We start from the raw sequence: 17055 nt of genomic DNA, 5'->3' as shown, positions 1-17055 counted from the left end.
TCAGAGTCGCGTTCGGGACTCAGTCCGCCCGGCCGACGAGCAGAGCGCGAGCGGCCTGGGCGCCGAGGCGGCTGCTGGCCCGCACGTCGATCACCGCGAGACCGGATCCGGTCCCGGGCAGCCCCACGTTCACGACGACCGCGTCCGGCGCCGCCTCGCCGACCGCGGCCACGAACCCGCGCTGCGACGGGTCGGTGTCGATGCGGTCGACGAGCACGACGATCCGGGATCCGCTGCCCGCGGCAGCCGACCGGGCCCCGGCGATCGCGGCGGCGACCTCGTCGGCGGTCGCGCGCTCGGTGTCGATCCGCCGCGACCACTCCCCCTCCGCCAGCGCCTCGACGACGTACGACGCGGCGCTGTCGACCGCGAGGGTGGCCCTGCGGCGGGCGTCCAGGACCACGAGCCCCGCGGCCGGGGCGCCGAGGTCGCCCTGCACCGTGAGCGAGCGGGCCACGATCCCGCCCAGGTCGACGGGCTCGGCCGCGGACGAGCCCGTGCGCTCGGCGGCGAGCTCGTCGGCGAGGCGGGCGACGCGCGCGGCCGCCTCGGCGACGCGCTGCACGCTCAGCGTGCCGTCGGCGAGAGCCTGCACGATCGCGTCCCTCGCGGCGTGGAAGTCGCGCTGGTCCTGGTCGGGCGCGGCGGCGTCGCCGGGGTTCGTCGGGTTGCCGACGCAGAGCAGATCCGCCCCGGCGGCGAGCGCGCGGACCGCTCCCCCGCCGATCCCCACCGATTCCCGGATCGCGGCCATGTCGAGCGCGTCGGTCACGATCACGCCGTCGAACCCCTCGGCCCGGAGCATCCCCAGCACGCGCGGGTTGAGGGTGGCCGGCTCCTCGCCCCACGCCGGGACCACGATGTGGGCGGTCATCACCGAACGCGCGCCGGCGGCGATCGCGGCGCGGAACGGCTCGATGTGCACCCGGTCGAACTCGACGGGATCCCCGGTGATCCGGGGCAGGTCGTGGTGCGAGTCGAGCGCCGTGTCTCCGTGCCCGGGGAAGTGCTTGACGCACGCCGCGACCCCGGTGCCCTGGATGCCCTCGACCTCGGCGGCGGCATGGCGGGACACGAGTGCGGTCTGCGCGCCGAACGCGCGCACGCCGATGACCGGGTTGCGCGGATCCGTGTTGACGTCCGCGACCGGCCCGATCAGCACGTCGGCGCCGGCCTCGCGGACCCGGCGGGCGAGCTCCGCTCCGGTCGCCCGGGTGGCGGCGAGGTCGTCGAGCGCGCCGAGCTGCGCGGCCCCCGGCGCCGTCGACCCGGCGAGCGTTTCGAGCCGGGTGACGCTGCCGCCCTCCTCGTCGACGCCGATGAGCGCGCGCGGATTGGCCTCGTGGATCGCGGCGCTCAGCCGATCGAGGTGCGGCGAGAGGTTCTGCGCGAAGTAGACGACGCCCGCGAGGCCGTCCCGCAGCTCCGCGGCCAGCCAATCCGGCAGCTCGGAGCCGAGGAATCCCGGCCACAGCACCCCGTTGGCGAGGCGGGCGAGCTCGTCGGCTCCGGCGGGGGCGTGCTCGGTGGTCATGGAGGTCTCCTCGTCGAATCCGTCGGCGCCGGCGCGCCGCATTTAAGCATCCACTACTAACAAACCCGGTGCAAGCGATGGCGGGCACGGAATACCCTCGTGGCATGGGCAGAGCGCGCGCGAAGGACACCGAGCATCCGTCGGCCCGGCTCGGCTCCGGCGGGATCGCACGGGTGGTGCCCGCGGAGTTCGGCGGCGGGTACGAGCTGCTCATCGACGAGACGCCGCAGTCGCACGTGGATCCCGCGGATCCGACGCACCTGCACTTCGAGTACATCGTGCGGATGGGAGCGCTGATCGACCAGCTCGGCTCTCCGGGGGAGGCCATCACAGCCGTGCACCTGGGTGCGGGGGCGCTGACCCTCCCCCGCTACATCGCCGCCACGCGCCCCGGCTCGCGGCAGCAGGTGATCGAGCTGGAGGCCCCGCTCGTCGAGCTCGTGCGCGAGCATCTCCCGCTGCCGCGCGGGGCCGCGATCCGCATCCGCATCGGCGACGCCCGCGAGGGCGTGCGGCGGCTGCCGCCCGCCCTCGTCGGGACCGTCGACCTCGTGGTCGCCGACGTGTACTCCGGCGCGCAGACGCCCGCGCACCTCACCAGCGTCGAGTTCTACGCCGAGCTGGCGGCTCTGCTCGCGCCCGCCGGCGTGCTCCTCGTGAACGTCGCCGACGGTCCGGGGCTCGCCTTCGCGCGCCGCCAGGTCGCCACGATCCGCACGGTCCTGCCCGAGGTCGCGATCCTCGCCGACGCGCAGATCCTGAAGGGCCGCCGGTTCGGCAACCTCGTGCTCGCGGCATCGGCCGCTCCCCTGCCCGCCGACGCACTGCCGCGCATCCTCGCCGCAGGCCCCCATCCGGCCAAGCTCGCGCACGGCTCCGAGGTCACGGCGTTCGCGAAGGACGCGGCGATCGTCACCGACGCGACGGCGGTCGCCTCGCCCCGGCCCGACGCCGGTCTCTTCCTGCGCTGACCCGGCCGATGCGACTGGACCGGGTCCGTTGCGCACGTCGCCGACCGGTTTCTCACGGCACGCCCCGGGGCCTTCGCGGATGCTCGCGATCCGCAGGCAGACTGGAAGGCACGGCGAGCGGTACAGGAGGGCGACGCGTGGGCTACATCAAGGGATACGACCCGGACTCACTGCGCGAGCTCGTGGATCCGTCCGAGTGCGAGGAACGTCTCGACGAGCTCGGAGATCAGCGCAGCCTCCCCTCGATGCTCGAGCGGGTGTGGCTGCTCAAGGTGCTCGGCCGCCTCGACGACGCGCTCGTCCTCGCCGCGGAGACCGTGCGGCAGGCGCGCATGGCGGGCACCCGGAAGGACCTCCTGCGCGCTCGCGTCCTGCATGCGACCGTGCTGCAGTACCGCCGCATGCACGGCGCGGCCGACCATGAGCTCGCGACCTGCGTGGCCGAGGCGGAGGGCCAGGGCTGGGTGCCCATCGCGGCGTTCGCGCATCAGCACCGCGGACGCAACGCCTTCGAGGCCGGCGAGTTCGAGCAGGCGAGGGAGAGCTTCAAGCGCACCCTGTTCCTCCGCCGCGAGGCCGGGGCCGCCGACGCCGAACTCGAGGCCGCGCTGCTCGCGATCGAGACCGTCGAGCGGCATCAGGATCCGGTGGCCGTCAACGGCTGATCCTCGTCGGCCGCGCGCCACGGTCGTTCTGCAGGGACCACCGTGCGTTACGCAGGGAGCGTCCGGCGTTCCGCAGGGAGCGTCCGGCGTTCTGCAGGGAGCGTCCGGCATTCTGCAGGGAGCGTCCGGCGTTCTGCAGGGAGCGTCCGGCATTCTGCAGGGTCACGACCCGTCGGCGCTCGTCACGCCATCCGGTCCGCCGCGGACTTCCGCCCGTCGCTGCGGGGAGTGAGGCCGGCGTCCCTGCACAACAGCCCGGCCTCCCTGCACAACACCCCGCCCTCCCTGCACAACACCCCGCCCTCCCTGCACAACACCCCGCCCTCCCTGCACAACAGCCCGGCCTCCCTGCACAACCACCGGCCTCCCTGCACAACGACCACCTCCCTGCCGTTCGCTGCACCGCGCCGGGGAGCGCGCCCGGATGTCGGCGGCATCGCCTAACGTGAGTGCATGGCCGAGTTGGAACGAGTGCGGATCTGGGGCGAAGCCCTGATCCGGCTGCATCTGGATCCGACCTGGTCGTTCGGCTTCGACAACGCCAAGCGCCGCGCGGGCGCCTGCAACTACCGCGACAAGCGGATCACCGTCTCCCGCTATCTGGCGGCACGGTTCGACGACGACGAGATCCACCAGGTGCTCCTGCATGAGGTGGCGCACGCCCTCGCCGGCCATCAGGCCGCGCACGGGGCCGCCTGGAAGCGGACGGCGCGCGCGCTGGGGTACGTGGGCGGGACCACGCACCACGGCGAGACCGCGACCGATCTGGCCCCCTGGGTCGGTCGCTGCCCGACCGGGCACACGACGTACCGGCATCGGCGCCCCACCCGGGCGTCGTCGTGCGCGCGCTGCTCGCGCCGCTACGACGAGCGGTTCCTGCTGGTCTGGACCCGCCGCGAGATCACGGCCGCGGATCGCCGGGCGGCGGTGACACCGCGATGACGACGGCGAGCCCGAAGCTGCGGCAGGTGCAGCTGAAGTTCCGGATCCGGGCGAGTGCGGACGCCGCCTGGGCCTGCCTCCACTCGCCCGCCGTGCTCACGGCCCTCTATGCCCCCGTGATCGTGGTCGAGCCGCTCACGCACGCCGACGAGGGCTCCCTGCTGCACACCGCGGTGCGGCTGCGGCTGTTCGGCCTGATCCCGGTCGGCACGCAGCTCATCAGCGCCTACGACGAGGTCCGCGAGCACCGAGGCGAGACCGTGCGCATCCTGCGCGACAGCGGGATCCCGCTCACCGGGCCGCTCTCCTCGCTCGACGTCTGGGACCACCGCATGGCCGTCTCGGCCCTGCCCGGCGGGCGCGCGCTCTGGCGCGACCGGCTCGTCTTCGGCGGTCCGGGGTCGCTCGCACTGCTGCCCGTGCTGTGGGCGGCGTGGCAGTGGCGCGGATGGCGGATCCGCCGTCTCGCGCGGGGCTGGGACAGGGCCGCGGGAAGCACCCGCAGCCCTGCCTGATCCTTGCCGCGCTTCAATCGGCGGCGAGGGCCTCGACCGGCGCGACGCGGGTCGCGAGCCGGGTCGGCGCGACCGACGCCACGAGCGTGAGCACGGCCGTCGCCACGACGATCGCGACCACCGGCACCCACGGGATCACGGGCGGGATGAGCCCCGCCGGATGGAAGTCGGGCATCGAGGGCACGGATCCGAGCAGCGACTGGGCCGCGATCCAGCCGTAGGCGACGCCCAGCACGAGACCCGTCGCGGTCGCCGCGATCGTCACGTGCGCCGCCTCCAGCAGCACCATCCGGCGCACCTGACGGCTGCTCAGCCCGATCGCCCGCAGCAGGCCGAGCTCGCGCCGCCGCTGCACCACCCCGATCGTCAGCAGGTTGACCAGCCCGACAGCGGCGATCACCGCCGACACTGCGACGAGCACCATCATCACCGTGCCGAACACGTCGAACGGGGCGAAGTACTCGGGCGGCAGCTTCTCCGCGCTCGAGCGCACCACCAGTGCCTTGGCCGACTCCATCGCCACGGCGAACATCGTGACGAGGGTCACGCCCATCACCACCCCGATCGCCATCCGGCTGGAGCGCTCGGGGTGACGCAGGGCGTTCTCCGCGGCGAGGCGCGCGGTCGCGCTGCGTCCGAACAGGCGCCCCACGAGCCGCAGCACGGGCGGCATGATGAGCACCGCGCCGATGGCGAGCCCCGTGAACGAGAACACGCCGCCGAAGAACGCGACCACCACGCCGAGCGGCGAGGTCAGTCCGTACACGACGCCGCCCGCGAGCAGGGCGCCTCCCAGCACGAACATCGTGATGGCGCCCAGGTGGCGGGAGGAGACCGTGCCGGTCTCCTCGACGCTGCGCTCGGCCGATCCCGCGAGCGCCTGCAGCGGCGTCACCGTGAGCACCCGGCGGGAGCCCGCCCAGGCGGCGAGCCACGTGGTCAGCGCGACGCCGACGGCCGGGATCAGCACGGTCGGCTGCAGGGGCGAGAACCCGACCGGCGCATGGGCGAAGAAGGAGGACCCGATCGCGATCCCGGCCCAGCTCAGCAGCACCCCGCCGATCAGTCCGAGGATCGCCCCGAGTATCCCGACCGCGAGCCCCTGCCCCGCGACCTCCGTGCGCTGCGCCCGGGCCGAGGCGCCGATGAGGCGCAGCAGCGCGATGCGGCGGGTGCGCCCGGCGACGATCGTCGAGAACGTGTTGGCGGTGACGATCGCGGCCACGTACATGGCGACCGCGGTGAGCAGCACCGACAGGATCTGCACGACGTACGCGAGGGTCTTGCTGTCCCCGATCGTCGGGTCGCTCTGCAGCAGTGCGCCGAGGAATCCCGTGGTGTCGACGAGGATGACGCCGAACGCCGCGGTGAGCGCCGCGACGAACACGCTCGAACCCATCCCGCGCTCGCGCAGGAACGCGATCCGCGAGGGGCTCAGCGGCGTCTCCAGCAGGGTCGGAGCGACGGCGGTCATGCCGGCACCTCCGTGCGTGCCGCGGCGACCGGTGCGCCGCCGGAGAGCATGAGCCCCGCGATCTCGTCGGCGCTGCGGCGCGGGTGGTCGGCGACGATGCGGCCGTCGCCGAGGAACAGCACCCGGTCGGCGTAGCTCGCGGCGACCGCGTCGTGCGTGACCATCGCGATCGACTGGCCCTGCTCGCGGCTCGCGGTCGACAGCAGCTGCAGCACCTCGCGCCCCGACGCGGAGTCGAGGTTGCCCGTGGGCTCGTCGGCGAAGACGAGATCGGGCGCCGTCGCCAGCGCCCGCGCGATGGCCACGCGCTGCTGCTGGCCGCCGGAGAGCTGGTGCGGGCGGTGCCGGAGCCGCGGCCCGATGCCGAGGATCTCGACGAGGGAGTCGATCCGCGCCCGCTCGATCGCGGAGGGGCGACGTCCGTCGAGCTCGAACGGCAGCAGGATGTTGCCGAGCGCGTCCAGGGTGGGCACGAGGTTGAACGCCTGGAAGATGAAGCCGACGCGCCTGCGGCGCAGGATCGTGAGGTCCAGGTCGCCGAGTCCGCTGATCTCCGTGTCGCCGATCCAGGCGCGCCCGCGGGTCGGCGTGTCCAGGCCCGCCATGATGTGCATCAGCGTGGACTTGCCCGAGCCGGAGGCACCCATGATCGCGGTGAACTGGCCGCGGCGGATGCCGACGCTGACGTCGTCGAGGGCACGCACCGCGCCCTCGCCGGATCCATAGGTCTTGGTGAGGTGCTGGACGCGGGCTGCGAGTCCCAGGTCGCTGGTCGTGATCTCCATGTCTTCGACGCTAGGGATCCGGCCCCTCCCGTCGCGTCGCTCTGCGGATCCATCCCCGTACATCGCAAGGATGATCCGGGCCCTGCGGCTCCGCGAGCAGGCGCCCAGCGGCGCCCGCCCTTCGCCTACATCGACCCCGTCCAGGCGTGGGTCGAGACCCCGACGGCGTTCCAGGCGTTGATCACGACGATGAGCGAGACGAGCGCGCCGAGCTCCTCCGGCGAGAAGCGCGTGGCCGCGGCGGCCCAGTCCGCATCCGGCACGTGGGTCTCGGAGAGCCGGGTGATGCTCTCGGTGAGCGCGAACGCGGCGCGCTCGCGGGCGGTGAAGAACGGCGACTCCTGCCACACGGCGACCGCGGCGATGCGGGCGGCGGTGTCTCCGGCCTTCGCGGCGTCGCCGGCGTGCAGGTCGACGCAGTAGCTGCAGCCGTTGATCTGCGAAGCCCGCAGGCGCACCAGCTCGCGCAGCCGGGCGTCGATGCCCGCCGCGTCGAGCTCGCGCACCATCGCGGCGTCGAGGCCCGCGAGCGCGCGGGAGAAGCGCGGCGCGACCGTGTCGATGTCGAGACGGACGGGGACGGGGACGGTCGGCTCGGCCGGGGTCATGCTGTCGGTGAGGGTCATGGTCTTCCTTTCGTCCTCTTCAGCCTGGGCGATCGGAATTCATCCGTCCAACAGCTGATTCCCATCGCTATCATCTGTCTCAGAGATGGAACTTCATCAGCTGCGCTACGTCCTGGCCGTCGTCGAGACGGGTTCCTTCACCGCGGCCGCGGAGCGCGTACGGGTCAGTCAGTCCGGCGTGAGCACGCAGGTGCAGAAGCTCGAACGCGAGCTCGGCGTCGCGCTGTTCGACCGCACCTCCCGCCGTGTCGCCCTCACCCAGGAAGGCGAGCGCCTGATGCCCGCGATCCGCGCGGCGCTCCAGGCGATCGGCGAGATCGGCGCGACGGCGGCCGACCTGCGCGGGCTGCTGCTCGGATCCCTGCGCGTCGGCACGGTGTTCGGCCTCACCTGGCCGCGGTTCTACGACGCCCTCGCCGAGATCAGCGCCGCGCACCCCGGCCTCGAGCTGCGACTGCGCGAGGACACCTCGGCGCGGCTGATCGACGCGGTCCGGCGCGGCGAGATCGACCTCGCGCTGGCGGCCTGGGCCGAGCAGCCGCCGGCGGATCTGGGCTCCGCGGTGGTGTTCGACGATCCGATGGTCGCCGTGGTCTCCCCGTCCCACCCCTGGGCCGCGCGGCGCGCGATCCGCCCCGCGGAGCTCGTCGGCATGGACCTCATCGCACTGCCCGAGGGCACCGGCGACCGTGCCGCGCTCGACGCGCTGCTGTCCGGGCGCCCCGGAGCGGGAGCGCCGCACTGGGAGGTGTCCACGCCTTCCGCCGTGGAGAAGCTCGCCGTGCGCGGGCTCGGGGTCGGCGTCGTCAGCGCCGCGACATGCCGGCGCTGGGAGGGCATCCGCGCGATCCCGATCGATGCCGCCGATGTGCGCTCGCGCCTGGGCGTGGTGTGGCGGGCGACCCCGACCCGCGCGGCCCGCGCCCTGCGGGATCTGCTGCACCCCGAGGAGTGACGCGCGGCGCACGCGGCGTCAGTTCAGGCCGTGCTCGAACGCGAACACCACGAGCTGCACGCGATCGCGCAGCGCCAGCTTGGTGAGGATGCGGCTGATGTGCGTCTTCACCGTCGCCTCGGACAGGAACTCGCGCGCGGCGATCTCCGCGTTGGACAACCCGCGGGCGGCGAGCGCGAAGATCTCCTTCTCCCGCTCGGTGAGGTCGTCGTAGCTGGGCGGCACCGGCGCCTGCGCGGGGGCGGCGAAGTGCGCGAACAGGTCGCGGGTGGCCGAGGCGGCGATCACGCTGGAGCCGGAGTGCACGGTGCGGATCGCGGCCAGCAGGAACTCCGGATCCGCGTCCTTGAGGAGGAACCCGCTCGCGCCCTGACGGATCGCGCGCGCCGCGGCCTCGTCGAGGTCGAACGTCGTGAGCATCACGATGCGGGGCGGATCCGCCTGCTCCAGGATGTGCGCCGTCGCGGTCAGTCCGTCCATCACGGGCATCCGGATGTCCATCATGACCACGTCCGGACGCGTCTCGCGGACGACCTGGATCGCCTCCTGGCCGTCGCCCGCCTCCCCGACCACCTCGAGATCAGGCTGGGACGCGACGAGCATGCGGATCCCGGCGCGGAACAGCGCCTGGTCGTCGACCAGCACGACCCGGATCATCCTGCCTCCTCGTTCCGCGCGGAGTCGCCGCGCCTCTGACAAGAGTCTGTCATCGTTGCTCCCCCGGCTCCTCGCACCAGGGCCGGGGCGACCCGATCCTGCGGTCACGCGGGCGCGGTGCCGATCGGCAGCGCCGCACGGACCACGAAGCCCGCCGCCTCGTGCTCCGCGGTGAGCGTTCCGCCGACGAGCTGCGCGCGCTCGCGCATGCCGATGAGGCCGTGGCCGCGCTCCGCGTGCGCCTGCCGCGGCGTCGCGGGCACGCCGTTGCGGACCGTGATCTGCACGCGGTCGGCGTGCCAACCGAGCCAGACGTCGACGTCGCCCGAGCCGTGCCGGATCGCGTTCGTCAGCGCCTCCTGCAGGATGCGGTAGACGGCGAGCTGGATGCCGGCCGGAGGTTCCCCGGGCGGCATCGGGTCGACGGTGACACGCGGCTCGATGCCCGCCGCGCGCACCTGCGCGTACAGCGTCTCGAGGTCGGCGAGGGTGGGCTGCGGCCCCTGCCCCTCGCTGTGGCGCAGCTGCGCGAGCAGCAGTCGCACGTCGGAGAGGGCGGCCCGCGCGGTCTGCCCGATCGTGGTCAGCGCGGCGGTCGCCTGCGCCGGGTCGGACGCCGCGGCGTACCGCGCGCCGTCGGACTGCGCGATCACGACCGCGAGCGAGTGGGCGACCACATCGTGCATGTCGCGGGCGATCCGCACCCGCTCCTGCTCGGCCGCCGCGACCGCCTCGGCGCGCACCTGCGCGTCTCGGGTGCTCCGGCCCCGCAGCACGACCCGCCACAGCAGACCCGCGCCCCACGCCATCACCAGGGTGAGCACGGACACGGTGCCGAGCAGCACGGCGACCAGCGCCACGCGCAGGCCGGTCTGGGGGTCCTGGACGAGGGACTGCTCGTTGATGAGCGACATGTAGCCGCCCGCGAGGAGCCCGCCGCCCAGGGCGGAGGCCCCGCCGATCCACAGCAGTCGCACCGAGCCCCACGCCGAGGTCGCGAACACCACGGCGAGGATCGCGAGGTTGTACGCCCCCGGCGAGAAGCCGCACGCCATCTGCAGCACGGCGCCGGCCCACGCGACGATCAGCGCCAGCACCGGGGAGAGCCGGCTGATCGCCGCCGCGCCCCACAGGATCACCGCCACCAGAAGCACCAGCAGCAGCGATGCCGGGCCGTCCGGGATCCAGCGGCTCATCGTGCCCGCTTCGAACGTGTACGTCAGCGGCAGGGTGAGCAGCAGGCCGATGGCGCTGCCGACGATGTCGAACACGAGCCAGAAACGCGGGATGCTGCGGAACACCCCCTCACGGTACGCGACCGGATCCGGCGCGGTCATCCGCCGGGAGATGTATCCGCCACGGCGTGCGCTGCGGCGAGCGCGGCGATCGCGCGCCGGTCGGGCTTGCCCGAGGAGAGCAGCGGGAGCTCGTCCAGGAGCAGGAGCCGGCCGGGGCGCGCGGCGGCCCCGACCTCGTCCGCCACCCGGTCCCGGGCGGCGGCGAGGAGGGCTCCCTGCGCGACCGGGCCGGAAGCGGCCGGCCCGGCGGGGTCGGCGGCGCGGGCGGCGACGATGGCGGAACCCTGCCCCCACCGGGCGTCGTCCACCGCGACGACGACCGCACCCTCGAGACCGGGCACCGTGCGGACCGCCCGTTCGACCCGGTCCAGCGAGACGTTGACGCCGCCCGAGACGATGACGTTGTCGATCCTGCCGGTGACGGCGACGCGGCCGTCGGCGATGGTCCCCGCGTCACCGGTGCGGTACCAGCGCGCGCCGGTCGCATCGGCGACGAACGTGCGCGCCGTGAGCTCGTCGTCCCGCAGGTAGCCGTCCGCGAGGGTCGGCCCGCTCAGGCGGATCTCGCCGTCGACCGCCGCGACGCGCACGCCGTCCAGCGGCACCCCGTCGTAGACGCAACCGCCCGCGGTCTCGCTCGATCCATAGGTGCGCACGATGCGCACACCGAGATCCGCCGCGCGTTCGCGGAGCGCGGGCGGGAGCGCCTGGCCGCCGATGAGCACCGCCTCGAAGGAGCGGAGGACGCGGCGCACGTCGGGATCCCCCGCCGCGTCCAGGAGCGTCGCGAGCTGCGCGGGCACCAGCGAGGTGTACCGGGGACCCGGCCCGAGGCCGTCGCCGGCGGCGACGAACGACGCGGGGGTGAACCGTCCCTCCAGCAGCGCCGGCTCGGTGCCGGCGAGGTGCGCCCGCACGAGCACCTGGAGGCCGGCGACGTATCCCGCCGAGAGGGCGAGCAGCCACTGCCCGGATCCGATCCGCTGCGCTGTCGCCGCGGCGCTCGCCCGCAGGGCCGCCGCGGACAGCACGACGCGCTTGGGCACCCCGGTGGAACCCGAGGTGGCGATGACCGCCGCCGTTCCCTCCGGTACCACGTCGCCGGCTCCGGGCGTGAAGCCGAGCGCCAGCGGCCGGGTGCCGTCGAGCGCCGCCGCGAGGGCGGCGCTCACCGCACCGGCGTCCCCGCCGTCGAGAGCCTCGAGTCTCATGCGCACCGCCTTCCCGGATCCGTGCGAGGGCCTACGATTCGATCTTCGAGAAACCGGATCCCGCGTGAGAATCCCGTCCCCGCGTGACGTCTCGTGCGGGACGTGGTTTCTCGCGGCGAATCAGAAGTGCCAGGGATACGGCGACCAGTCCGGTTCGCGCTTCTCGAGGAAGGAGTCGCGTCCTTCGACGGCCTCGTCGGTGCCGTATGCGAGGCGGGTGGCCTCGCCGGCGAAGACCTGCTGCCCGACCAGTCCGTCGTCGACGGCGTTGAAGGCGAACTTCAGCATGCGGATCGCCGTGGGCGACTTGGTGAGGATCGTGCGGGCCATCGCGATCGCCTCGCGCTCGAGCTCGGCGTGCGGCACGACGCGGTTCACGGCCCCCGCCTGCATCGCCCGCTCGGCGGAGTACTCCTCGGCGAGGAAGAACACCTCGCGGGCGAACTTCTGGCCGGTCTGACGCGCCATGTACGCGGATCCGTAGCCGGCGTCGAAGGATCCGACATCCGCATCGGTCTGCTTGAACCGGCCGTGCTCGGCGCTCGCGATCGTCAGGTCGCAGACCACGTGCAGCGAGTGCCCGCCCCCGGCCGCCCAGCCGGGCACGACCGCGATGACGACCTTGGGCATGAACCGGATGAGCCGCTGCACCTCGAGGATGTGCAGGCGACCGGCCCGAGCCTGCTGCTCGGCCGGCACCGCGGTCTCGTCCTCGGAGTACTTGTAGCCGTCGCGCCCGCGGATCCGCTGGTCGCCGCCCGAGCAGAACGCCCAGCCGCCGTCCTTCGGGCTCGGTCCGTTGCCGGTGAGCAGCACGACGCCGATCCGGGGGTCCTGCCGCGCCTCGTCGAGCGCGCGGTAGAGCTCGTCCACCGTGTGCGGGCGGAAGGCGTTGCGCACCTCGGGCCGGTCGAAGGCGATGCGGGCGATCCGCCCGTCGTTCGAGACGTGCGCCGTGATATCGGTGTACTCCCCCGCGCCAGGGGCGAGCGTCCACTCAGCCGGATCGAACAGGTCGGAGACGAGCTTGTCAGTCACGGATCCAGCCTATTCCGGCTGTCGCCCGCAGCGGACCGCTCATACCTCCCGGGCGAGACCGAGCTTGCGGTAGGCGTCGAACAGCAGGCCGATGAGGATCCCGCCCAGCACCGCCGTGATCGAGATGTTCACGATCTGCACGATGTCCGCCGTCGGGGTGCTCGCGGCCTGCATCCGCGCCATCAGGTCGGGGGCGATCACCGCACCGCGCCAGACCAGCATGATCGCGCCGATCATCGCGACCAGGCTCGCCGCGATGCTCACCGCCGCGAGCGGTGCGCTCCAGCGCCCCCGCACGGCGACGATCGCCTCGACGACCAGACCGATCGCGAGCAGCCCGAACCACGCGGTCATCACCCACGGCCACAGTCCCGGCGCCAGGACGTGGACGTGCTGGTCGCCCCAGCCGATGGTCCGGTCCCAGACGACGGAGCCGACGAGCAGCACGGTCATGACGGCGATGCCGATCAGATCCGAGAGCCGCGCGGTGGGGATCACCGTGCGCGGCAGCTTGTCGGGCGTCCAGTCGAGCACCGTGTCGCCGGTGGATCCCACCCGCTCCAGCACGGCGAAGACCAGGGTCGTCCAGAACCCGACCTGCACGCCGGACATGATGATCGCCGGGATCATGGATCCGATCACCGCGCCCACGTCGCCTCCCCCGATCGCCCGGACGAGCCCCGCGATGAGCGCGGCGACGGGCACGACGATGATGAGCAGCAGGCGCAGCAGCCGCAGCCACGCGGCGTAGTAGCGCGGGCCGATCAGCACGAGCGGGCGGCCGGAGAGCGACGCGGCGTAGGCGATCGGATCCCCGAGCTCGGCGATCACGGCGTACTCGGCCGCGGCGGGCTCCTCGCCGGCGGCGATGCGGCCCTCGACCTCGTCGGCGATCGACGCGCGCAGCTCGGCGGAGACCTCCGCCCGATCGGCGGCGGGGACGGACCGCGCGACCGCGGTCACGTATCGCTCGACGAGCGACGTGTCGGTGTCCATGATGTTCTCCTCCAGGAGGTCAGGGAAGCTTCTTCGCGGCGGCGGCGATCGCCTGCACGTCGCGGCTGAGAGTGTCGGCCAGGCGCAGCCCGGCGTCGGAGGTGCGGTAGAACTTGCGCGGGCGCGCCTCCTCGGTGTTCCACTCGCTCACGAGGTATCCCTGCTTCTCGAGGCGGCGCAGCAGGGGGTAGAGCGTGTTCGAGTCGGTGGGGAATCCGGCGGCGCTCAGCTGCTCGAGCAGGCCGTAGCCGTATCCGGGCTCGCGCAGCAGCCGCAGGCTCGCGAGCACGATCGTGCCGCGCCGCAGCTCCTGCAGGTGCCCGTCGAACTCCTCGTCGTTCATGGTCAACACCATATTGTGTCTCACACACTATTGTCAATCGCACGATCCTGCCTGTCGCACTCCCGTAGCGTGGAGGCATGACGATCGAGATCCGCCCCGTCGACCCCTACGACCACGCGGCGGTGGACGCCTGGTGGGACGCGTATGCGGTAGCCCGCCGGGCCGATCTCGGCGAGGACGCGACGGTCTGGTCCCGCGAGGAGAGCCGCGCCGAGCTGCAGCAGGAGTCCGCCCGGTTCAGCCGCCGGGCGTACGTCGCGGCGGAAGAGGGCGTCGTCGTCGGATCCGCCTCGCTCGCCCTGACGCTCAAGGACAATCGGCACGTCGCCGCCGTGGGCGTGAACGTCCCGCCGCAGCACCGCCGCCGCGGCATCGGATCCGCGCTCCTCGCCGCGCTCGAGGACGAGGCGGGACGAGCGGGTCGCACCACGATGCGCGCCGACATCTTCTGGCCGGCGTCCCTGCCCGCGGATGGCACCGGCGCGGCGAATCGGGAGTTCGCCCGCCGCCACGGATACGACGTCGCGCTCGGCGACCTGCAGAACCGGCTCGACCTGCCGATCGCGGACGAGGCCATCGCGGCACTGGTCGCCGAGGCCCCGGCGGAGGGGTACCGGATCCGAGGCTGGGTCGGACCGGTCCCGGAGGAGTTCGTGGCCGAGTGGGCGGCCCTGGACGCCAGCCTGGACACCGAGGCGCCCACGGGTGATCTCGACATCGACGCCGCATCCGCCGACGTGCAGGACTTCCGCGCGGACGAGGCGCTGCAGGCGGCGCAGCACCGCACCTCGTTCGGCACGATCGCGATCGCACCGGACGGTCGGGTCGCCGGGTACACGCAGCTCGTCGTCTCGGAGGATGACGGGAACGCCTATCAATGGGGCACCCTGGTGCGTCGCGAGGACCGCGGACACGGGATCGGCCTGCGCATCAAGCTCGAGAACCTGCGCGCCCTGCAGCAGCACTCCCCGCAGACGCCTCGCGTCTACACGTTCAACGCGGAGTCGAACGCGCACATGCTCGCGGTCAACGCGCGCCTCGGATTCACCCTGACGGCGCGCATGGCCGAGCTGCAGAAGCGGCTCGGCTGAGCCGCGCCGGGCGACGGCCCGAGCCCGCTGGCCGGATCCGCGGGCCGAGCTCCTCCGCGACCGACGGGGGCCGCCACGATCGGCACACGCGGTGACGATCAGCACAGGGATCCGGGCGATTCGTGTGCTGATCGTCACATGGTGTGCCGATCGTCACGGAAGGAGCGGCGGAGTCCGCGCCGTCGAGCTGCCGCACCCGCGCCGGCGATGCCGACGGGTGCATGATGGGGGCATGACCGACGTCCCCCCGCTCGCCGAGATCCTCGAGACCGCACGGGTGGTCGCGCTCCCGATGTACACGCGCTTCCGCGGGGTGGAGGTCCGCGAGGCGCTGCTGTTCGAGGGGCCGCAGGGCTGGGCCGAGTTCTCGCCCTTCGCCGAGTACGACGACGCCGAGGCGTCCACCTGGCTGGCCGCCGCGATCGCGGACGCCTGGCACCCCCGCCCCGACGCCGTGCGCGACGGGATCCGCGTGAACGCCACGATCCCCGCCGTGCCCGCGGAACGGGTGCCCGACGTGCTCGCGCGCTTCGACGGCTGCCGCACCGCGAAGGTCAAGGTGGCCGAGGCGGGGCAGGGGCTCTCCGACGACGTCGCCCGCGTGCGCGCCGTGCGGGCGGAGATGGGGCCGGAGGGGCGGATCCGGATCGATGCGAACGCCGGCTGGAACGTCGACGAGGCCGAGCGCGCGATCCACGCCCTGGCCCCGTTCGACCTGGAGTACGCCGAGCAGCCGTGCGCGGGCGTCGACGAGCTCGTCGAGCTGCGCGAGCGGATCCGCTATCTCGACATCCCGATCGCGGCCGACGAGAGCGTGCGCAGGGCGGAGGACCCCCTCGCGGTCGCCCGCGCGGGGGCGGCGGATCTGCTGGTGATCAAGGCGCAGCCGCTCGGCGGCATCCGCCGGGCCCTCGACATCGTCGCGGAGGCAGGGCTGCCCGTCGTCGTCTCGAGCGCGCTGGACACGGCGGTCGGCCTGTCCCTCGGGGCGGCACTGGCCGCGGCGCTGCCGGCGCTCGACTACGACTGCGGCCTCGGCACGGCGTCGCTCTTCGCCGACGACGTCGCCGATGCCCGCCCGCACGGCGGGGTCGTGTCCGCCGCCCGGGTGACGCCCGATGCGACCGCCCTGGCCCGCCTGGAGGCTCCGGCCGCCCGCCGGGACTGGTGGCTCGCGCGGCTCACCCGCTGCCACGCGCTGCTGGACGCGGATCCGAGCTGAGCCGCCCCGGACTCGGGTCTCAGCCGAGCAGCAGGGACACCAGCCGTCCGAGCTCGACGCTCCCGGTGCGGCGCAGCTGGGCGTCGTCCTGGCCCGCCATCGCCCCCCGCACGGTCATGCCCTCCCAGACGACGAGCAGCATGCGGGCCGCGACCTCCGGCTCGACCCGCAGCGACATCGTGCCGGTCGCGACGATGTCGTCGATGATCCGCGCGATGCCGTCGACCATCTCCTGCTCCTGCTTGAGATAGGCCCGGCCCCAGGCGTGGTCGCGGAGCGCCCTCAGCCGGATCTCGCTGAGCAGCATCACACCCAGGCGGTCGTCGCTGCCGGTGTCCATGACCTGCTGCACGAGCGTGGTGGCGTCGCAGTCCTGGGCGAGCGCGCCGGCCTCGTTCAGCTCGTTCACCCGCGCGCGCACGGCGGTGAGCCGTTCGGCCGACACGGATCCGGCCAGCTCGAGGAACAGCTCGTCCTTCGACTCGAAGTTCGAGTAGAACGCACCGCGCGTGAAGCCGGCGCGTTCGCACACCGCCTCGACGGTCGCCCCGTCCAGTCCCTCTTCGGCGAACACCAGCGCCGCTGCCTCGAGCAGCCGCGCCCGCGTGTTCTCCCGGCTCCTGGTCGCATTGCCGGTCATCTGCACCTCCGTCGTCGCGCCGCTGTGCGCGATTCACATCCCGCGCACAGATTATCCCGGTGCCGTCGTTCTACGATACATTCACGTATCGA

Annotated in this window: 18 protein-coding genes; 7 read left to right on the top strand and 11 right to left on the bottom strand. The window is 73.2% G+C overall.

All coding sequences use genetic code 11. The features are described 5' to 3' along the window. Positions 1 to 19: 19 nt before the first annotated feature. Positions 20 to 1534, bottom strand: a complete 1515-nt coding sequence (locus WFJ17_RS11285; RefSeq protein WP_336648464.1) for a glycoside hydrolase family 3 N-terminal domain-containing protein — start codon at positions 1532 to 1534, stop codon at positions 20 to 22. Positions 1535 to 1638: 104 nt separating this feature from the next. On the opposite strand from WFJ17_RS11285, the gene WFJ17_RS11280 reads away from it, so the two are divergent. The 4 genes from WFJ17_RS11280 to WFJ17_RS11265 all read left to right on the top strand — a co-directional run bounded on the left by WFJ17_RS11280 (position 1639) and on the right by WFJ17_RS11265 (position 4627). After that, positions 1639 to 2505 (top strand): spermidine synthase, encoded by an 867-nt coding sequence (locus WFJ17_RS11280; RefSeq protein ID WP_336648463.1) that lies wholly within the window; start codon positions 1639 to 1641, stop codon positions 2503 to 2505. Positions 2506 to 2642: 137 nt separating this feature from the next. Then, on the top strand, positions 2643 to 3170 hold the full coding sequence (locus WFJ17_RS11275; protein WP_251438750.1) for a hypothetical protein: 528 nt from the start codon (positions 2643 to 2645) through the stop codon (positions 3168 to 3170). Between the two features lie 453 nt (positions 3171 to 3623). After that, on the top strand, positions 3624 to 4112 hold the full coding sequence (locus tag WFJ17_RS11270; protein ID WP_336648462.1) for a SprT-like domain-containing protein: 489 nt from the start codon (positions 3624 to 3626) through the stop codon (positions 4110 to 4112). After that, the gene (locus WFJ17_RS11265) at positions 4109 to 4627 is read left to right on the top strand and encodes a hypothetical protein (protein ID WP_336648461.1); all 519 of its coding nucleotides are present in this window, start codon (positions 4109 to 4111) and stop codon (positions 4625 to 4627) included. Before WFJ17_RS11270 ends, WFJ17_RS11265 begins: the two co-directional genes overlap by 4 nt. Before the next feature lie 13 nt (positions 4628 to 4640). On the opposite strand, the gene WFJ17_RS11260 is transcribed toward WFJ17_RS11265, so the two are convergent. The 3 genes from WFJ17_RS11260 to WFJ17_RS11250 form a co-directional block, all read right to left on the bottom strand. Further along, complete coding sequence (locus WFJ17_RS11260) at positions 4641 to 6101, bottom strand: ABC transporter permease (RefSeq protein ID WP_251438753.1); 1461 nt, start codon at positions 6099 to 6101, stop codon at positions 4641 to 4643. Continuing rightward, complete coding sequence (locus tag WFJ17_RS11255; RefSeq protein WP_251438754.1) at positions 6098 to 6886, bottom strand: ABC transporter ATP-binding protein; 789 nt, start codon at positions 6884 to 6886, stop codon at positions 6098 to 6100. Before WFJ17_RS11255 ends, WFJ17_RS11260 begins: the two co-directional genes overlap by 4 nt. Positions 6887 to 7011: 125 nt before the next feature. Next, positions 7012 to 7512, bottom strand: coding sequence for a carboxymuconolactone decarboxylase family protein (locus tag WFJ17_RS11250; protein ID WP_336648460.1), 501 nt, complete (start codon positions 7510 to 7512; stop codon positions 7012 to 7014). An 85-nt stretch (positions 7513 to 7597) separates the two neighbouring features. Here WFJ17_RS11250 and WFJ17_RS11245 point away from each other — a divergent pair, with 85 nt between their 5' ends. Continuing rightward, positions 7598 to 8467 carry a LysR family transcriptional regulator gene (locus tag WFJ17_RS11245; RefSeq protein WP_336648459.1) on the top strand — a complete coding sequence of 290 codons (870 nt, stop codon included), beginning with the start codon at positions 7598 to 7600 and terminating at the stop codon, positions 8465 to 8467. 18 nt (positions 8468 to 8485) lie between these two features. Here the strand turns inward: WFJ17_RS11245 and WFJ17_RS11240 are convergent, their stop codons facing one another. The 6 genes from WFJ17_RS11240 to WFJ17_RS11215 all read right to left on the bottom strand — a co-directional run bounded on the left by WFJ17_RS11240 (position 8486) and on the right by WFJ17_RS11215 (position 14010). Beyond that, a complete protein-coding gene (locus WFJ17_RS11240; RefSeq protein WP_251438757.1) occupies positions 8486 to 9124 on the bottom strand; it encodes a response regulator in 639 nt (212 codons plus the stop codon). Between the two features lie 104 nt (positions 9125 to 9228). Next, positions 9229 to 10425 carry a sensor histidine kinase gene (locus WFJ17_RS11235; RefSeq protein ID WP_336648458.1) on the bottom strand — a complete coding sequence of 399 codons (1197 nt, stop codon included), beginning with the start codon at positions 10423 to 10425 and terminating at the stop codon, positions 9229 to 9231. 32 nt (positions 10426 to 10457) lie between these two features. After that, positions 10458 to 11633, bottom strand: a complete 1176-nt coding sequence (locus WFJ17_RS11230) for an AMP-binding protein (protein WP_336648457.1) — start codon at positions 11631 to 11633, stop codon at positions 10458 to 10460. A gap of 120 nt (positions 11634 to 11753) precedes the next feature. Next, positions 11754 to 12671 (bottom strand): 1,4-dihydroxy-2-naphthoyl-CoA synthase, encoded by a 918-nt coding sequence (locus WFJ17_RS11225; protein WP_251438760.1) that lies wholly within the window; start codon positions 12669 to 12671, stop codon positions 11754 to 11756. 39 nt (positions 12672 to 12710) lie between these two features. Beyond that, positions 12711 to 13667 carry a permease prefix domain 1-containing protein gene (locus tag WFJ17_RS11220; protein ID WP_336648456.1) on the bottom strand — a complete coding sequence of 319 codons (957 nt, stop codon included), beginning with the start codon at positions 13665 to 13667 and terminating at the stop codon, positions 12711 to 12713. A 19-nt stretch (positions 13668 to 13686) separates the two neighbouring features. After that, on the bottom strand, positions 13687 to 14010 hold the full coding sequence (locus tag WFJ17_RS11215; RefSeq protein ID WP_251438762.1) for a PadR family transcriptional regulator: 324 nt from the start codon (positions 14008 to 14010) through the stop codon (positions 13687 to 13689). A 77-nt stretch (positions 14011 to 14087) separates the two neighbouring features. On the opposite strand from WFJ17_RS11215, the gene WFJ17_RS11210 reads away from it, so the two are divergent. Both WFJ17_RS11210 and WFJ17_RS11205 read left to right on the top strand, forming a co-directional pair. Next, positions 14088 to 15101 (top strand): GNAT family N-acetyltransferase, encoded by a 1014-nt coding sequence (locus tag WFJ17_RS11210; RefSeq protein ID WP_251438763.1) that lies wholly within the window; start codon positions 14088 to 14090, stop codon positions 15099 to 15101. Between the two features lie 232 nt (positions 15102 to 15333). Further along, positions 15334 to 16323: an o-succinylbenzoate synthase gene (locus WFJ17_RS11205; protein WP_336648455.1), complete on the top strand. Its 990-nt coding sequence runs from the start codon at positions 15334 to 15336 to the stop codon at positions 16321 to 16323. A gap of 19 nt (positions 16324 to 16342) precedes the next feature. Here WFJ17_RS11205 and WFJ17_RS11200 read toward each other — a convergent pair whose 3' ends face one another. Continuing rightward, positions 16343 to 16963, bottom strand: coding sequence for a TetR/AcrR family transcriptional regulator (locus WFJ17_RS11200; protein WP_251438765.1), 621 nt, complete (start codon positions 16961 to 16963; stop codon positions 16343 to 16345). Positions 16964 to 17055: the final 92 nt, after the last annotated feature.

Origin of the sequence: Microbacterium sp. MMO-10 (genome assembly GCF_037148715.1) — a bacterium.
In the GTDB taxonomy this organism is placed as follows: domain Bacteria; phylum Actinomycetota; class Actinomycetes; order Actinomycetales; family Microbacteriaceae; genus Microbacterium.
The sequence above is the reverse complement of the archived record's forward strand: the minus strand, read 5'-3'. Positions and strand labels throughout refer to the sequence as shown.

Bases quoted from the DNA above. Each gene is read 5' to 3' on its own strand.
- WFJ17_RS11285 (WP_336648464.1), bottom strand. From the start codon at position 1,534: ATGACCACCGAGCACGCCCCCGCCGGAGCCGACGAGCTCGCCCGCCTC.
- WFJ17_RS11280 (WP_336648463.1), top strand. From the start codon at position 1,639: ATGGGCAGAGCGCGCGCGAAGGACACCGAGCATCCGTCGGCCCGGCTC.
- WFJ17_RS11270 (WP_336648462.1), top strand. From the start codon at position 3,624: ATGGCCGAGTTGGAACGAGTGCGGATCTGGGGCGAAGCCCTGATCCGG.
- WFJ17_RS11265 (WP_336648461.1), top strand. From the start codon at position 4,109: ATGACGACGGCGAGCCCGAAGCTGCGGCAGGTGCAGCTGAAGTTCCGG.
- WFJ17_RS11260 (WP_251438753.1), bottom strand. From the start codon at position 6,101: ATGACCGCCGTCGCTCCGACCCTGCTGGAGACGCCGCTGAGCCCCTCG.
- WFJ17_RS11255 (WP_251438754.1), bottom strand. From the start codon at position 6,886: ATGGAGATCACGACCAGCGACCTGGGACTCGCAGCCCGCGTCCAGCAC.
- WFJ17_RS11250 (WP_336648460.1), bottom strand. From the start codon at position 7,512: ATGACCCTCACCGACAGCATGACCCCGGCCGAGCCGACCGTCCCCGTC.
- WFJ17_RS11245 (WP_336648459.1), top strand. From the start codon at position 7,598: ATGGAACTTCATCAGCTGCGCTACGTCCTGGCCGTCGTCGAGACGGGT.
- WFJ17_RS11240 (WP_251438757.1), bottom strand. From the start codon at position 9,124: ATGATCCGGGTCGTGCTGGTCGACGACCAGGCGCTGTTCCGCGCCGGG.
- WFJ17_RS11230 (WP_336648457.1), bottom strand. From the start codon at position 11,633: ATGAGACTCGAGGCTCTCGACGGCGGGGACGCCGGTGCGGTGAGCGCC.
- WFJ17_RS11220 (WP_336648456.1), bottom strand. From the start codon at position 13,667: ATGGACACCGACACGTCGCTCGTCGAGCGATACGTGACCGCGGTCGCG.
- WFJ17_RS11215 (WP_251438762.1), bottom strand. From the start codon at position 14,010: ATGAACGACGAGGAGTTCGACGGGCACCTGCAGGAGCTGCGGCGCGGC.
- WFJ17_RS11210 (WP_251438763.1), top strand. From the start codon at position 14,088: ATGACGATCGAGATCCGCCCCGTCGACCCCTACGACCACGCGGCGGTG.
- WFJ17_RS11205 (WP_336648455.1), top strand. From the start codon at position 15,334: ATGACCGACGTCCCCCCGCTCGCCGAGATCCTCGAGACCGCACGGGTG.
- WFJ17_RS11200 (WP_251438765.1), bottom strand. From the start codon at position 16,963: ATGACCGGCAATGCGACCAGGAGCCGGGAGAACACGCGGGCGCGGCTG.